The organism is Enterobacter sp. ENT02 (assembly GCF_019219165.1).
Classification (GTDB): domain Bacteria; phylum Pseudomonadota; class Gammaproteobacteria; order Enterobacterales; family Enterobacteriaceae; genus Enterobacter; species Enterobacter mori.
This window is the reverse complement of sequence record NZ_JAHUWD010000001.1, coordinates 1,160,654-1,175,722: the sequence shown is the minus strand read 5'-3', so window position 1 is coordinate 1,175,722 and position 15,069 is coordinate 1,160,654. Positions and strand designations below refer to the sequence as shown.

Below are 15,069 nucleotides of genomic sequence, written 5' to 3'. Positions count from 1 at the left end.
GGCAACCAGGTTGCCGTTTTGCATTTATCTTGTAGGTCGGGTAAGGCGAAGCCGCCACCCGACACTCACTTTTAGGCACTTTGTTTCAACCAGTTCAACACCACGTCGTGGTGGTTGCTGGTTTTGAAGTCGTCAAACACATGCTCAACTTTACCGTCAGCGTCAATCAGGAAGCTGATGCGGTGAATGCCGTCGTAGGTTTTACCCATAAACGTTTTCTCACCCCAGACGCCGAACTGCTCGCAAACCTGGTGGTCTTCATCGGAAAGTAGCGTGAAGTTCAGGATCTCTTTTTCCGCAAATCGTGACAGCTTTTCTGGCTTGTCAGTGCTGATGCCCAACACTTCTACACCGACTTTTTTCAACTCATCCATGTTGTCGCGCAAGCCGCAGGCCTGTACGGTACAGCCCGGCGTCATGGCTTTCGGGTAGAAATAGACCAGAACACGCTGTCCCTGGAAGTCGGTCAAATTTACTTGCTCGCCGTCTTGATCCGGCAAGCTAAATTTCGGTGCGATGTCACCGGCTTTCAGTGGATTCATTACTCAACTCCATCCTGTTCGTGCTGCGAATAATTTACGACGCTTATACTGCCCTGCGCGTTTAATTCTGTACAGAGGGCTTTGAACGCTTGCTCGATATTTGACGCATCCTGTGATGCAGGGCTGTGCGCGGTAATTTGAATAAACAGCACCGGAAGAGCATGGTCATCGCTTGGCTGCGTACGGGAAACCAGTTCGGCAATATTCATCTGATGGCTGTCAAAAAGCGCCGTAAAACGCTCAATCAAATGCGGTGAATCAGGCACTTCAACCTGTACCCAGACGGTGGAAGGCAGTGCCGGACGCGGACGCGCGGTGGTGCGCTTCATCACTATCAGCAAATCCAGCTCGGCACCCTTCAGCGGCAGGGTTGATTCAATCAACGTAATGGCGTTCCATGTGCCGGAAAGCAGCATAATAAACGTGAACTCATCGCCAAGCATAGCGAGACGGCTGTCTTCGATATTACAGCCGCAGCTGCTTACGTGGCGGGTGATGGTGTTCACGATACCCGGCCTGTCAGCACCCAGCGCAGTGATAACCAGGTAATGTTGTGATGAGGTTGTCAAACCTGTTCTTCCTTTGCTTGGTTAAGTCTTCCTAAGGAAAGCATAAAAAAAACATGCATACAACCGCCTGAGCGCCTCAGGTCGCTTGCTTTTATTACAGTTCCAAACGTAACATTGAGGCTCTTGTTCGCACAGAGGATGGCTCATGTTCACGGGAAGTATTGTCGCGCTTGTTACACCGATGGATGAAAAAGGTAATGTCTGCCGGTCAAGCATGAAGAAGCTCATTGATTACCATGTCGCCAATGGAACCTCGGCGATCGTTTCGGTAGGGACTACCGGTGAATCTGCCACGCTGAGCCACGACGAGCACGGCGATGTGGTTATGCTGACCCTGGAGCTGGCTGACGGACGTATCCCGGTCATCGCAGGAACAGGGGCTAACGCAACCGCAGAAGCTATCAGCCTGACTCAACGTTTTAACGACAGCGGCATTGTTGGCTGTCTGACCGTCACGCCTTACTACAACCGTCCAACTCAGGAAGGTTTGTTCCAGCATTTCAAAGCCATCGCAGAACATACTGACTTGCCACAAATTCTGTATAATGTGCCGTCCCGTACCGGTTGCGATATGCTGCCGGAAACCGTTGGCCGTCTCTCGAAAGTAAAAAATATTATCGGGATTAAAGAGGCGACAGGGAACTTAAGCCGCGTTCATCAGATCAAAGAGCTGGTTTCAGATGACTTTATCCTGTTGAGCGGCGACGATGCGACCGCGCTGGACTTTATGCAGCTCGGTGGTCATGGCGTGATCTCCGTAACGGCTAACGTTGCGGCCCGCGATATGGCGGAAATGTGCAAACTGGCTGCGGCCGGTCATTTTGATGAAGCTCGCGTGATTAATCAGCGTCTGATGCCATTGCACAATAAATTATTTGTCGAACCCAATCCGATCCCAGTGAAATGGGCGTGTAAGGAATTGGGACTTGTAGCATCCGACACGCTGCGTCTGCCAATGACACCGATTACCGACCACGGTCGTGAAATTGTCGCTGGCGCGCTGAAGCATGCCGGTTTGCTGTAAAGTTTAGGGAGATTTGATGGCTTATTCAGTACAGAAGTCGCGCCTGGCGAAGGTTGCGAGTGTTTCGCTTGTTATGCTGCTCGCTGCCTGTAGTTCGGACTCGCGCTACAAGCGCCAGGTGAGCGGTGATGAATCCTATCTGGATGCGGCGCCGCTTGCTGAACTTCATGCACCGGCTGGTATGATCCTGCCGATTCAAAACGGCGATTATAATATCCCCGTCACTAACGGCAGTGGTCTTGTCGGTAAAGCGCTTGATATTCGTCCACCTGCTCAGCCTCTGGCGCTGGTGAGCGGCGCGCGTACCCAGTTTACCGGTGATACGGCATCCCTGATGGTTGAAAACAGCCGCAACAGCACGCTGTGGCCGCAGGTTGTCAGCGTTATCCAGTCTAAGAACTACACGATTGATAAACGCGATGATGCCAGCCAGACGTTAACCACGGACTGGATCGAGTGGAACCGCCTGGATGAAGATCAGCAGTACCGTGGTCGTTATCAAGTCTCCGTTAAACCGCAGGGTTATCAGCAGGCGGTTACCGTTAAGCTGTTAAACCTGGAGCAGGCGGGTAAACCGGTTGCTGATGCTGCATCCATGCAGCGTTACAGCACCGAAATGCTGAACGTCATTGCAGCGGGTCTGGATAAGAACGCGACTGACGCCGCTAACGCAGCGCAGAACCGCAGTGGTTCTTCCTTCGACGTGCAGAGCGCGGCGGATGATACCGGTCTGCCAATGCTGGTGGTGCGTGCACCGTTTAACCAGACCTGGCAGCGTCTGCCAGCGACGCTGGAAAAAGTGGGCATGAAAGTGACCGACAGTACGCGTTCAACCGGTAGCATGACGGCAACCTACAAGCCGCTGTCTGACAGCGCATGGCAGGAACTGGGCGCGAAAGATCCTCAGCTTGCCTCCGGTGACTACAAAATTCAGGTAGGTGACCTCGATAACCGCAGTAGCCTGCAGTTTATCGATCCGAAAGGTCACACGCTGACCCAGTCGCAGAATGATGCGCTGGTCGCCGTCTTCCAGGCAGCATTCAGCAAATAAATACAAGGGCTGGTGAATCCAGCCCTTTTTATTTTCGTGCCACGCAAACGTGTGCGTGGCATAATATCCCCAGTTTTGAACACAAATCATCACACCAGGAGTAATGAAGATGCAGAAGCAAGCTGAGTTGTATCGTGGCAAAGCGAAGACCGTATACAGCACGGAAAACCCGGATCTGTTGGTGCTCGAGTTCCGCAATGATACGTCAGCAGGGGATGGCGCACGCATTGAACAGTTCGATCGTAAAGGCATGGTGAACAACAAGTTCAACCACTTCATTATGAGCAAACTGGCCGAAGCGGGTATCCCGACCCAGATGGAAGCGTTATTGTCCGATACGGAATGTCTGGTGAAAAAACTGGACATGGTTCCGGTTGAGTGCGTCATTCGTAACCGTGCCGCTGGCTCCCTGGTGAAGCGTCTCGGCATTGAAGAAGGTATCGAACTGAACCCACCGCTGTTTGACCTGTTCCTGAAAAACGACGCCATGCACGACCCGATGGTCAACGAATCTTACTGCGAAACCTTCGGCTGGGTGAGCAAAGAGAATCTGGCGCGTATGCAGGAGCTGACCTACAAAGCGAACGACGTGCTGAAAAAACTGTTTGATGACGCAGGGCTGATCCTCGTCGACTTCAAGCTGGAGTTCGGTCTGTTCAAAGGCGAAGTGGTGCTGGGCGATGAGTTCTCCCCGGACGGCAGCCGCCTGTGGGATAAAGAAACCCTGGATAAAATGGACAAAGACCGTTTCCGTCAGAGCCTGGGTGGCCTGATTGAAGCGTACGAAGCGGTTGCTCACCGTTTAGGCGTTAAGCTCGACTAATCTCCTCAATTGCCAAAGGATATTCATATCCTTTGGCGTCTTACCCTTGTTTACTATGGTAATCTTGTCATTAACCGCCTACGATCATAGCTATTATTAATGGAATAGTTCGAGGTGGTTATGCGCTGGCAAGGGCGTCGTGAAAGTGACAATGTAGAAGACAGGCGCAGCAGTGGTGGTGGCGGCCCTTCAATGGGCGGTCCCGGCTTCCGGTTGCCCAGTGGAAAGGGCGGTATCATCCTGCTGATTGTGGTGCTGGTCGCGGGGTATTACGGTGTGGATCTCACCGGTTTGATGACCGGGGAGCCGCTCCAGCAACAGCAGTACTCGCAGCGCTCCATCAGCCCGAACGAAGATGAAGCGGCCAAATTTACCTCCGTTATTCTCGCGACCACAGAAGAAACCTGGGGGCAGCAGTTCGAGAAAATGGGGCGTACCTATCAGCAGCCGAAGCTGGTGATGTACCGCGGTGCGACGCGCACCGGATGCGGTACCGGACAGTCCGTGATGGGGCCGTTCTACTGCCCGGCGGACAGCACTGTCTATATCGATCTCTCATTTTATGATGACATGAAAAGCAAACTGGGTGCCGACGGCGATTTTGCCCAGGGCTATGTGATCGCGCATGAGGTCGGCCACCACGTGCAAAAATTGCTCGGCATCGAGCCTAAAGTACGTCAGCTTCAGCAGAATGCGTCTCAGGCTGAAGTGAACCGTCTTTCTGTCAAAATGGAGCTGCAGGCGGACTGCTTCGCCGGCGTCTGGGGCAATAGCATGAAACAGCAGGGCGTTCTGGAAACGGGCGACCTTGAAGAGGCGCTGAACGCCGCGCAGGCCATCGGCGATGACCGTCTCCAGCAGCAAAGCCAGGGGAGAGTGGTGCCAGACAGTTTCACTCACGGTACATCAGAGCAGCGTTACAGCTGGTTTAAACGTGGCTTCGACAGCGGTGACCCTGCGCAATGTAATACCTTCGGCAAAGCGATGTAATGTTGCCGTTTGAACATCTGATCAGCCAGCTCAGGCGTAAAGGTCATCGTCGTTTGGTTGTACTCAGCGGCGATGCGCATTGGACATTGACGCAGGCGGTGGCCCTGCGCGATGCCCAGCCTGGAGACTGGCTGTGGCTGGATGAACACCCGTCGAAAGCTATCAGCGGGCTGCTGGGGCGTGAGTTTCAGCACGCGGTTTTTGATGCTCGCGTGGGGTTCGACGTCTCGGCCTTTGCCGCCCTCAGCGGGACGCTGCGCGCCGGGAGTCTGCTGGTGCTGCTGGTTCCGCCTTTCTCCGTCTGGGCGGAAACACCGGACAGCGACTCCGTTCGCTGGAGCGACAGCGCCGAGCCTATCGCCACGCCGCATTTTGTGCACCATTTCCAGCGCACCATCGCCGCTGACCCTGACACTATCCTGTGGTGTCAAAACCAACCGCTAGCGCTTCCTCCGTTTCCTGATACCCCTGACTGGCAGCCAGCCAGCGGCGACCCGCAGCGTGAGCAGGCTGACATCCTGCGTACGCTCCTGGCCATGAATACTGGCGTCGTGGCGGTCACGGCACCTCGTGGACGCGGAAAGTCAGCGCTTGCAGGAATGTTGCTAAAGCGTATTCAGGGCACTGCGGTAGTGACTGCACCTGCGAAAGGGGCAACGGATGTTCTCGCCCGTTTTGCGGGAGAGCATTTTCACTTTATGGCGCCGGATGCGCTGCTCGCGTCGACGCTGCAGGCCGACTGGCTGATTGTCGATGAGGCGGCCGCCATTCCGGGACCGCTTCTTGAAAAGCTGGTTGAGCGTTTTCCCCGCGCTCTGTTGACCACCACGGTTCAGGGTTATGAAGGAACAGGCCGGGGTTTTCTGCTGAAGTTTTGCGCCCGGTTCAGCGGGTTGCAGTCTTTCACCTTATCAGCGCCGGTTCGCTGGGCTGCCGGGTGCCCCCTCGAGCGGGTGGTGTCAGAGATTCTGCTGTTTGACGATGCGCTCATCGACCAGAAACCGGAAGGTGACGTGCGTTTAACGTCGCTGGAGCCGCAGATTTGGGAAAGCAATCCGGCGCGTGTGGCAGGCGTTTATGAGCTGTTATGTGCCGCGCATTACCGCACGTCCCCGCTTGATTTACGCCGGATGATGGACGCGCCGGGACAGCATTTTACCGTTGCTGAAACCGACTCAACCCTCGCCGGCGCACTCTGGCTGGTGGAGGAGGGCGGCTTATCCCCAGAGCTGAGTCGCGCGGTGTGGGCGGGATTTCGTCGGCCTCGAGGGAATCTGGTGGCGCAGTCTCTGGCTGCCCACGGCGGCTCGCCTCTGGCTGCGACGCTTAAGGGCCGACGGATCACGCGTATTACCGTTCATCCCCATCGTCAACGGGAAGGTATTGGTCGTCGGCTTATCCGTAGCGCCAGCGGGGAGGATTATCTCTCCGTGAGTTTTGGCTATACCGACGAGCTGTGGCGCTTCTGGCAGCAGTGCGGCTTTGTTCTGGTGCGGATAGGCAGCCACCGCGAAGCGAGCAGCGGCTGCTTCACCGCGATGGCGTTGCTGCCGCTCAGCGAGGCGGGGCATCAGCTGTGCACGCAGGCATATCAGCGTCTGCGGCGTGACGCACGGGTCCTCTCGGCCTGGAATGGCGAAAAGATCCCGGTGTCAGATGGCTGGGAAGCTACCCTTAACAATGACGACTGGCAGGAGCTGGCGGGGTTTGCCTTTGCCCATCGGGCGTTCTCGACCTCCGTTGCCGCGTTAACCCGCTTGCTGTTAAACGTGGACATGCCGCTCCCGCTTTTGCGCAGTAAATTGGCGGGGGAAACGGATAACGCCGGGCGAAAAAGCTTGCTGGCGAACCTGCGCAAAGAAACAGCACAAGCGCTTGAAAGTCTTGATGAAACACGCAGTCAGAAGTTGAAAGGCGACATTTTGCAATGGCAATTTTTTCAATGACTTCATCAGTAAAGTGGCATGGTCATTACCCCACAGAGGCGTAGAATCCTGCTCATCACTTAAGGAGATCGCCATGAAACACGACCATTTTGTTGTTCAAAGCCCTGAAAAACCGGCTAAACAGTTACTGCTGCTGTTTCATGGCGTTGGCGATAACGCCGTCAATATGGGGCAGATTGGCAGCTGGTTTGCGCCGGTTTTCCCGGATGCGCTGATTGTCAGCATCGGCGGCGTAGAGCCTTGCGGCCCTGAAGGTCGCCAGTGGTTTTCGGTGCAGGGTGTAACGGAAGAGAACCGTCAGGCGCGCATCGATGCCATCATGCCGACCTTCATCGATACCGTACGCTACTGGCAGCAGCAGAGCGGCGTGGGTGCTGACGCAACGGCGCTGATTGGTTTTTCACAGGGGTCAATTATGTCGCTGGAGAGTGTGAAAGCACAGCCGGGGCTGGTATCCCGCGTGATTGCCTTTAACGGTCGTTTCGCCACTCTGCCCGGCAGCGTGACGACGCAGACTACCATTCATCTGATCCACGGTGGTGAAGATCGGGTGATTGAGCTTTCGCATGCGGTTGCCGCGCAGGAATCGCTTATCCGCGCTGGCGGGGACGTCACGCTGGATATCGTTGACGATCTGGGGCACGCGATTGACGACCGCAGCATGCAGTTTGCGCTCGATCGTTTGCGTTATACCGTGCCGAAGCACTACTTCGACGAAGCGCTCAGCGGTGGTAAGCCGAATGATGATGATATTGTAGAGTTTATGTGAGGATTCCCCTCACCCCGGCCCTCTCCCCACAAGGGCGAGGGAGAAAGACTGCACCGACCGGTTTCCTCTCCCCTGTGGGGAGAGGGTTAGGGTGAGGGGGTTAACAATTACTTCTTCTGGTCCTTTTTCGGCCAGTCGTCTTCATCGTCCCACTTGTCGTTAAAATCACGATGTGGCGGAAGATCCGGTTTGTTGGCGAGGAACTTCTTATGATCAACGCGCTTCAGATCTTTAATCACGTTCAGCAGCACGCCTACCAGAAACACCAACACCAGAATCCACCAGTACTTTGAAAGCCAGTCCATTCGCTAATCCTCTAAGCAGTCGTCAGGCGACGAGCTGCTCCATAATACGTTGATACATACGGGCCAGCAGTTGTAAATCAGCCGCATTGACGCATTCATTGATTTTGTGAATGGTCGCGTTTACTGGACCCAGTTCGACAACCTGTGCACCCATACGGGCGATAAAGCGTCCGTCAGAGGTGCCGCCAGTCGTCAGCAGCTGTGGCTTAATTTCATTATAGTGTGCGATGGCGTTCACTACCGCATCTACCAGCTTTCCACGCTGCGTCAGGAACGGTTGGCCGGACACCCACCACTCCACGGTATAGCGTAGCTGGTGTTTTTCCAGCAGTGCGATCACGCGGGCTTTGATCATCTCGTCGGTCAGTTCCGTGCTGAAGCGGAAGTTGAACTGAACAAAGCAATCGCCAGGGATGACGTTGTTGCTGCCGGTTCCGGCCTTGACGTTGGCAATCTGCATGCTGGTTGGTGGGAAGAATTCGTTGCCTTTGTCCCACTCTATCCCCACCAGTTCGTTCAGCATCGGCGCGGCACGGTGCACCGGGTTGTCGGCCAGGTGAGGATAGGCCACGTGCCCCTGCACACCGTGAATGGTCAGATTACAGGTCATGGACCCGCGACGACCGTTTTTCACGACATCGCCCACCACTTCGGTGCTGGATGGCTCGCCCACCAGGCAGTAGTCCAGCCGTTCGTTACGCGCCATCAGCGCGTCAACGACTTTCACGGTACCGTTATGCGCGCTGGCTTCTTCGTCGGAGGTGATCAAAAACGCGAGACGATTTTTATGATTAGGATGCTGGGCAACGAAACGCTCTGCGGCCACGACCATGGCCGCCAGTGAGCCTTTCATGTCTGCCGCACCGCGGCCAAACAGCATACCGTCACGGATGGTGGGTTCGAACGGGGGATTGATCCAGCGGTCTGCATCACCCGCGGGAACCACATCCGTATGCCCGGCAAACGCCAGCGTTTCCCCCTGACCGCGCCAGGCCCAGAAGTTCTGCGTATCGCCAAAATCCATGCGCTCAACGGTAAAACCGATGGCACGCAGACGCTCAATCATTAATGCCTGACAACCTGCATCGTCCGGGCTAAGGGAAGGACGGCGGATAAGCTGCTGAGTCAGCTCAATGACCGGGCATGACATAGACTACACCTCAACGAAAAAAGTCAGAATAAAGGGTTTCACTGAAACCCAGCAGCATAGGCTGACCTGGCTTGCAGAGCAATGGGCGTTTGATAATTGCTGGCATTTCAAGCATCAGTTCTGCCGCGCTGTCCGCATCGGTGATACCGGCGCGGATGGATTCATCCAGTTTACGCCAGGTGGTGCCCCGGGTATTGAGCAGCGCTTCCCAGCCCAGTTCACCGATCGCGGTATGCAGAAATTCTGCATCCAGACCGTCAGCACGGTAATCGTGAAAGCGGTACTCTACGTTGTTTGCTTCAAGCCAGCGGCGGGCTTTTTTGATAGTGTCGCAATTTTTAATGCCGTACATCACAACCATAGTGAATCCTTTTGTTCTTATGCAGAAAGAATGTTCAATAAATTCGAAGATATATCCTTAAGTGGAATATAACACATTCAGGAATTCTCTTGATTTACAATTCTCCTTAATTCACCTCACACCTGTAAGCTGAATATTCTTTCATCATTTAAGCATAGATGTCTATCAGGTTTAAATCTCTAATAAAGTCAGTGGTTAAATATCTAATCATCTGCTCGTAGGGTTATTTCAAAATATTGCTGGCGGTCACACAAAATTTAAGGGCGTGCGTTCATATTTATCATAAATCCACCGGGGATAGGGGGGTATAATCACTGCAATTGGTTAAATAGTCTTCACAATGATGATACGTTTCCGTAGAATGCGCATAATAATAAGAGAGGTTGTTATGATTGAACGTGAACTGGGGAACTGGAAAGATTTTATCGAAGGCATGCTTCGTAAATGACATTCAGTAAGAATTGCAAGCGCACTTAAATAAGTAAAATAACCATAGTGTGAATGAATCACACAATAAAAAGGCGGCTACGAAAGCCGCCTTTTTTTATTTCGTTGGTTACTCAGGCTTTTCCTTCAGTGGGAAGCGGCGTCGCACCAGCACAAAGAACAGCGGCACGAAATAAATAGCCAGAATCGTGGCTGAAATCATCCCCCCCATCACTCCGGTACCGACCGCATGCTGGCTGCTGGAACCGGCACCCGAACTGGTCGCCATCGGCAGTACCCCGAAGACAAACGCCAGAGAGGTCATCAGAATCGGGCGTAAACGCTGGCGGCAAGCGTACAGCGTTGCGGCTAGCAGGTCCTGGCCTTTCGCATTCATCTCATTGGCAAATTCCACGATCAGAATGGCGTTTTTGGCCGACAGGCCAATCACAGTCAGCAGCCCCACCTGGAAGTAAACATCGTTCTCCAGGCCGCGCATCCAGGTTGCCAGCAGCGCACCGATGACGCCTAACGGTACCACCAGCATCACCGAGAACGGTACTGACCAGCTCTCATACAGTGCGGCAAGGCAGAGGAAGACCACCAGCAGCGACAGGGCGTACAGCGCAGGGGCCTGTGCACCGGAGAGCCGCTCCTGATACGACATCGCCGTCCACTCCAGGCCAAACCCGGTTGGCAACTGCTGCACCAGTTTTTCCATAATATCCATCGCGGTACCGGTACTGACGCCCGGCGCGGCTTCACCTACGATCTCCAGCGCCGAGTAGCCGTTATAGCGTTCCAGGCGCGGTGAGCCGGTTTCCCAACGTGAAGTGGCGAAGGCGGAGAACGGCACCATGCCCCCTGCGTTATTACGCACATACCAGCGGTTAATATCGTCCGGCAACATACGGTATTTGGCGGCAGACTGAACGTAGACCTTTTTCACGCGGCCGCGATCCATAAAGTCGTTGACGTAGCTTGAGCCCCAGGCCGTTTGCAGCGTGTCGTTGATGTCATCAATGGATACGCCGAGCGCCTGCGCTTTACGCTGGTCGATATCGACCTGGAGCTGCGGGCTGTCATCCAGGCCGTTGTGACGTACGCGGGTCAGCTGTGGATCCTTGCTGGCCAGATCGAGCAATTTATCGCGCGCAGCCATTAACGCGTCATGACCGGCTCCCGCGTGATCCTGCAGTTCCATATCAAACCCGGCGGAACTCCCCAGACCGCTGATGGCCGGAGGGCTGCTGGCAAATACGCGCGCTTCTTTGATATGGCTGAAGGCTTTCGTCGCGCGTTCAATAATGGCGAACGAGGAGCCTGTGTCGCTGTCGCGCTGATCCCAGTCTTTCAGGCGCACGAACATGCGTGCGACGTTCTGCCCGTTCCCGCCCGGACCCGAGCCGACGGTGGAGAAGACGGAAACAACGTTATCTTTCTCTTTGGTGTGGAAATAGTTCTCAACCTTCTGCACCACCTTCAACGTTTGTTGCTGCGTAGAACCGCTTGGCAGTTGAACGGAGGTGATAAACATGCCGCGATCTTCCAGCGGCAGGAAGGAGGTTGGCAGACGCAGGAACAGGAACACCATTCCGCCTAACAGCAGGACATAAATCGCCATCCAGCGCACGCTGCGATGCAGGATCTTACCCACGCCCGCCTCATAGCGCGCCGCGTTGCGGTTGAACATGCGGTTAAACCAGCCGAAAAAGCCTTTTTGCCCGTGATGCTCGCCTTTATGTAACGGCTTGAGGAGGGTGGCGCAGAGGGCTGGGGTGAGGATCATCGCCACCAGCACCGAGAGCACCATCGCGGAGACAATCGTGATGGAAAACTGGCGGTAAATCGCACCGGTGGTGCCGCCAAAGAACGCCATCGGGATAAACACCGCTGAGAGCACCATCGCAATACCGACAAGCGCGCCCTGAATTTGCCCCATCGATTTTCGCGTGGCTTCGCGTGGCGAGAGTCCTTCTTCGCTCATGATGCGTTCGACGTTTTCCACCACCACGATGGCATCATCCACCAGCAGGCCAATCGCCAGCACCATCGCGAACATGGTTAAGGTATTGATACTGTAGCCAAAGGCATACAGCACGGCGAAGGTGCCGAGTAGTACCACCGGAACGGCAATGGTGGGAATAAGCGTGGCGCGGAAGTTTTGCAGGAACAGGTACATGACCAGGAACACCAGCCCGATCGCTTCCAGCAGAGTTTTCACCACGTCTTCAATGGAGGCTTTAACGAAGGAGGTGGTTTCGTAGGCGACTTTGTATTCCAGCCCGTGCGGGAAATAGTGCGACAGTTCGTCAAGGCGATTTAGCACCAGTTCAGCGGTTGCCATTTCGTTCGCGCCGGAGGCCAGCTTCACCCCTAAGCCGGATGCCTGGTTGCCGTTAAAGCGGCTCAGATAATCATACTTTTCCGCGCCCATTTCCACGGTCGCGACATCGCCCAGCCGCACTTCAGAGCCGTCCTGATTGACCCGCAGGGTGATATTACGGAACTGATCGGGCGTCTGGAGCAGGGACTGAGAGTTAATGGTCGCGTTCAGTGCCTGGTTATCGACAGAGGGTGTACCGCCAAGCTGACCGACGGCGATCTGAGCGTTCTGCGATTCGATGGCGTCAGTCACGTCTTTGGCCGTCATTTGCACGCTGTTCAGCTTGTTGGGATCCAGCCAGATGCGCATGGAATACTGCGAGCCGTAGGCGTCGATATCCCCTACGCCGTTAATACGGCTGAGCGGATCCTGGATATTACTCGCCACGTAGTCAGCGATATCCTGCTTATCCATCGAACCATCGGTGGAGACAAACGCGATGGTTAAAATATTGGTGTCACCTGTTTTACGTACGGTCACGCCCTGGTTCTGCACCGCCTGCGGTAGCTTACGCAGGGCAGACTGCAGCTGGTTTTGCACCTGCTGCACCGCTTCGTCCGGGTCGGTTCCCGCCGTAAAACTCAGTGTCACCGTAGCCTGACCGGTGGCGCTGCTCTGTGAGGACATGTACATCAGGTTATCGAGACCCGTCATGTTCTGCTCGATCACCTGGGTGACGGTATTTTCCAGCGTCTGTGCTGATGCGCCAGGATAGTTTGCCGTGACGCGCACATTTGGCGGCGCCAGATCGGGGTATTGCTCAACAGGAAGTGAAGTAATCGCCAGAACACCCGTCAGACATAACAGAATGGCAAGTACCCAGGCAAAAATGGGGCGATCGATGAAGAAATTCGCCATGAAAGTGTGACCTCGTTTTGCTGCACGTCATTATTGTTTATTGCCCGCATAACTTTAGCGGTTAGGCCCAGGTCAAACGTGGAGAAATAAAGGAGATAATGTAAATTATCATGCGCTTTTCCCTGCGCGCTCCCCTTTACCGTTATTTACCCGCCAGCGATGCGGGTGTACGGAAAGTGACGGTGACCTCCGTTCCGCCGTTCTTCGGCTGTGAAAAGCGCAGCGTTCCGCCGAGCCGTTCCGCACGTTCGCGCATGATGTTCAGCCCGTAATGGCCCGGCGGTTCGTTCGCCTCGCCAATGCCAATACCGTTATCGCGTACAGCCACGCTGTGCGTACCGTCAGCGGCGGTAATGCAGCTGACGGTGATCTCGCTTGCGTCGGCATGTTTGATGGCGTTCAGCACCGCTTCCCGCACAATCTGCAGCAAATGCACCTGTTTTTGTGCATCCAGGGCCAGGGATGAGAGTCGACAATCGAGAACCAGCTTCGCCTTCGTCTGGGTTTGCAATCCCTCGAGAGACTCCTGCAGCGCGGCGGGCAGGTTTGCGTGGTTGAGCGTCAGGCGGAAGGTGGTGAGCAGTTCACGCAGCTGGTGCCAGGCGTTGTTAAGCTCGCGCGAGAAGTCCGTGATGATGGTCTGCGCCTGGGCATTCTCATCCGGGACGGCGCGTTTGAGCAGGGCAAGCTGAATGCGCAGATAGGACAACACCTGCGCCAGCGAATCATGCAGTTCGCGGGCGATGGTGGCGCGCTCTTCCATCAGCAGCAGCTGTTGATAGTGTTTTTGCGCCTGGTTGAAGTAAAGTCCGCGCCCCAGCATCGTCGCCACGCTCTTCATCAGCGGGAGTGACACGCCCCCGGTCTCACTCTGCCAGCGCAGTTCGCCATACAGGGTGTCCTGCATCAGAACAGGCAAACTGTGCAGTTCCGCGCCTTCGGCTTCGCTGCCTTCGAACAGCTGCCAGTCGTCACTGGTCCGTAGCGCCAGATAATTTATCTGCGTGTATTCATGCACGATCTGCAAAATATGCCTGAAACAATGGCTGTCTATCTGTCCGGTATTCAGCGCCTGAGAACATTTGAACAGCATTTCGAGCTGCTGGTGCGCCTCATTCAGGTGCTGCGTCTTTTCCGCCACGGATTGCTCCAGCGAGCGATAAAGCGAATGCAGTTCCGCTGACATATGGTTAAACGCGCGGGAAAGCTGGCCCAGCTCGTTGGGCAGGGCGGTATCCGGTGCAGGCGTATCAAATTGTCCCTGTTCGATACGCTCGCTGGCCGCGACCAGATTGTTCAGCGGCAGTACCACCTGACGGCGGATCCGCCGCAGCGTCGCCAGCGCCAGCAGCAGAATGCTCAGTCCACCCGCCAGCGACATCAGGATCACCCGCTGAATTTTATGTTCGGTGTAGTGCTGAAGCGCCAGCACAAAGGCATCAATACGGCCGACGAAATCCTCAATGTGGGCCTGATACCATGCGGTGTCGCCGCTGGCGATGCGCTGGCTCATCTCCTGCCAGGCAAGATGCAGCTGGTGGTAGCGCTGTTTAACATCGTCCGGCACATACCAGCGGTTCAACGTCTGCAGCGCAGGGGCGCTCAGCGTCTGCTGCCAGGCTTCACGGTGTTCCATCAGTGATGGGCTGGCGCGCTGCATCTCGTAGCCCAGGCGGTAGCTCTGCATACGCAGCGAACCCGCAATGTTAATCGCCTCAGCGTCTCGCTGGCTGCTGGCGAGTGTCATCAGCGCGATGGCGCTGGTCATAACGGATAGCACAATCATCGAAAAGAAAGCCCGAGCCAGGCTTCCGGAAACAGGGCGTTTAACGGTCACAAATCAGCTTCCTGAATAAATTGATCTGCCAC

The 15,069-nt window shown here is 55.2% G+C and carries 14 protein-coding genes; 7 read left to right on the top strand and 7 right to left on the bottom strand.

What is annotated here, in order from left to right; all coding sequences use genetic code 11:
• Window positions 1–71: 71 nt before the first annotated feature.
• Window positions 72–542: a thioredoxin-dependent thiol peroxidase gene (gene bcp / locus KW829_RS05390; RefSeq protein ID WP_010433836.1), complete on the bottom strand. Its 471-nt coding sequence runs from the start codon at window positions 540–542 to the stop codon at window positions 72–74.
• The gene (locus KW829_RS05385) at window positions 542–1,111 is read right to left on the bottom strand and encodes a glycine cleavage system transcriptional repressor (RefSeq protein ID WP_042715787.1); all 570 of its coding nucleotides are present in this window, start codon (window positions 1,109–1,111) and stop codon (window positions 542–544) included. Before KW829_RS05385 ends, bcp begins: the two co-directional genes overlap by 1 nt.
• Before the next feature lie 145 nt (window positions 1,112–1,256).
• On the opposite strand from KW829_RS05385, the gene dapA reads away from it, so the two are divergent.
• From dapA to ypfH, 6 genes are all read left to right on the top strand, one after another.
• Window positions 1,257–2,135 carry a 4-hydroxy-tetrahydrodipicolinate synthase gene (gene dapA / locus KW829_RS05380; RefSeq protein WP_089597856.1) on the top strand — a complete coding sequence of 293 codons (879 nt, stop codon included), beginning with the start codon at window positions 1,257–1,259 and terminating at the stop codon, window positions 2,133–2,135.
• Window positions 2,136–2,151: 16 nt separating this feature from the next.
• Window positions 2,152–3,186: an outer membrane protein assembly factor BamC gene (gene bamC / locus KW829_RS05375; RefSeq protein ID WP_010433828.1), complete on the top strand. Its 1,035-nt coding sequence runs from the start codon at window positions 2,152–2,154 to the stop codon at window positions 3,184–3,186.
• Between the two features lie 109 nt (window positions 3,187–3,295).
• Window positions 3,296–4,009 (top strand): phosphoribosylaminoimidazolesuccinocarboxamide synthase, encoded by a 714-nt coding sequence (gene purC / locus KW829_RS05370; protein ID WP_010433825.1) that lies wholly within the window; start codon window positions 3,296–3,298, stop codon window positions 4,007–4,009.
• A gap of 120 nt (window positions 4,010–4,129) precedes the next feature.
• On the top strand, window positions 4,130–4,999 hold the full coding sequence (locus KW829_RS05365) for a neutral zinc metallopeptidase (protein ID WP_029485160.1): 870 nt from the start codon (window positions 4,130–4,132) through the stop codon (window positions 4,997–4,999).
• A complete protein-coding gene (locus tag KW829_RS05360; protein ID WP_218307747.1) occupies window positions 4,999–6,945 on the top strand; it encodes a tRNA(Met) cytidine acetyltransferase TmcA in 1,947 nt (648 codons plus the stop codon). Before KW829_RS05365 ends, KW829_RS05360 begins: the two co-directional genes overlap by 1 nt.
• A gap of 73 nt (window positions 6,946–7,018) precedes the next feature.
• Window positions 7,019–7,714 carry an esterase gene (gene ypfH / locus KW829_RS05355; protein WP_010433816.1) on the top strand — a complete coding sequence of 232 codons (696 nt, stop codon included), beginning with the start codon at window positions 7,019–7,021 and terminating at the stop codon, window positions 7,712–7,714.
• 107 nt (window positions 7,715–7,821) lie between these two features.
• Here ypfH and KW829_RS05350 read toward each other — a convergent pair whose 3' ends face one another.
• The 3 genes from KW829_RS05350 to KW829_RS05340 are packed head-to-tail and all read right to left on the bottom strand — an operon-like array spanning window position 7,822 to window position 9,530.
• Entirely contained in the window at window positions 7,822–8,019 is a 198-nt protein-coding gene (locus KW829_RS05350) for a YpfN family protein (protein WP_000383991.1), read from the bottom strand.
• A 22-nt stretch (window positions 8,020–8,041) separates the two neighbouring features.
• The gene (gene dapE / locus KW829_RS05345) at window positions 8,042–9,169 is read right to left on the bottom strand and encodes a succinyl-diaminopimelate desuccinylase (protein WP_010433812.1); all 1,128 of its coding nucleotides are present in this window, start codon (window positions 9,167–9,169) and stop codon (window positions 8,042–8,044) included.
• Between the two features lie 10 nt (window positions 9,170–9,179).
• Window positions 9,180–9,530, bottom strand: a complete 351-nt coding sequence (locus KW829_RS05340) for an ArsC family reductase (protein WP_218307746.1) — start codon at window positions 9,528–9,530, stop codon at window positions 9,180–9,182.
• 388 nt (window positions 9,531–9,918) lie between these two features.
• Here KW829_RS05340 and ypfM point away from each other — a divergent pair, with 388 nt between their 5' ends.
• Complete coding sequence (gene ypfM, locus KW829_RS05335) at window positions 9,919–9,978, top strand: protein YpfM (protein ID WP_015572204.1); 60 nt, start codon at window positions 9,919–9,921, stop codon at window positions 9,976–9,978.
• 108 nt (window positions 9,979–10,086) lie between these two features.
• Here ypfM and acrD read toward each other — a convergent pair whose 3' ends face one another.
• Together acrD and narQ are read right to left on the bottom strand one after the other, a co-directional pair.
• Window positions 10,087–13,200 (bottom strand): multidrug efflux RND transporter permease AcrD, encoded by a 3,114-nt coding sequence (gene acrD, locus KW829_RS05330; protein ID WP_211447395.1) that lies wholly within the window; start codon window positions 13,198–13,200, stop codon window positions 10,087–10,089.
• Between the two features lie 142 nt (window positions 13,201–13,342).
• Window positions 13,343–15,037, bottom strand: a complete 1,695-nt coding sequence (gene narQ, locus KW829_RS05325; RefSeq protein ID WP_218307745.1) for a nitrate/nitrite two-component system sensor histidine kinase NarQ — start codon at window positions 15,035–15,037, stop codon at window positions 13,343–13,345.
• Window positions 15,038–15,069 lie beyond the last annotated feature (32 nt).

Excerpts from the sequence above, each read along its gene's own strand:
- purC (WP_010433825.1), top strand. The coding sequence starts at position 3,296 with ATGCAGAAGCAAGCTGAGTTGTATCGTGGCAAAGCGAAGACCGTATAC.
- bcp (WP_010433836.1), bottom strand. The coding sequence starts at position 542 with ATGAATCCACTGAAAGCCGGTGACATCGCACCGAAATTTAGCTTGCCG.
- dapA (WP_089597856.1), top strand. The coding sequence starts at position 1,257 with ATGTTCACGGGAAGTATTGTCGCGCTTGTTACACCGATGGATGAAAAA.
- KW829_RS05360 (WP_218307747.1), top strand. The coding sequence starts at position 4,999 with ATGTTGCCGTTTGAACATCTGATCAGCCAGCTCAGGCGTAAAGGTCAT.
- dapE (WP_010433812.1), bottom strand. The coding sequence starts at position 9,169 with ATGTCATGCCCGGTCATTGAGCTGACTCAGCAGCTTATCCGCCGTCCT.
- ypfH (WP_010433816.1), top strand. The coding sequence starts at position 7,019 with ATGAAACACGACCATTTTGTTGTTCAAAGCCCTGAAAAACCGGCTAAA.
- KW829_RS05340 (WP_218307746.1), bottom strand. The coding sequence starts at position 9,530 with ATGGTTGTGATGTACGGCATTAAAAATTGCGACACTATCAAAAAAGCC.
- KW829_RS05350 (WP_000383991.1), bottom strand. The coding sequence starts at position 8,019 with ATGGACTGGCTTTCAAAGTACTGGTGGATTCTGGTGTTGGTGTTTCTG.
- acrD (WP_211447395.1), bottom strand. The coding sequence starts at position 13,200 with ATGGCGAATTTCTTCATCGATCGCCCCATTTTTGCCTGGGTACTTGCC.
- bamC (WP_010433828.1), top strand. The coding sequence starts at position 2,152 with ATGGCTTATTCAGTACAGAAGTCGCGCCTGGCGAAGGTTGCGAGTGTT.
- KW829_RS05365 (WP_029485160.1), top strand. The coding sequence starts at position 4,130 with ATGCGCTGGCAAGGGCGTCGTGAAAGTGACAATGTAGAAGACAGGCGC.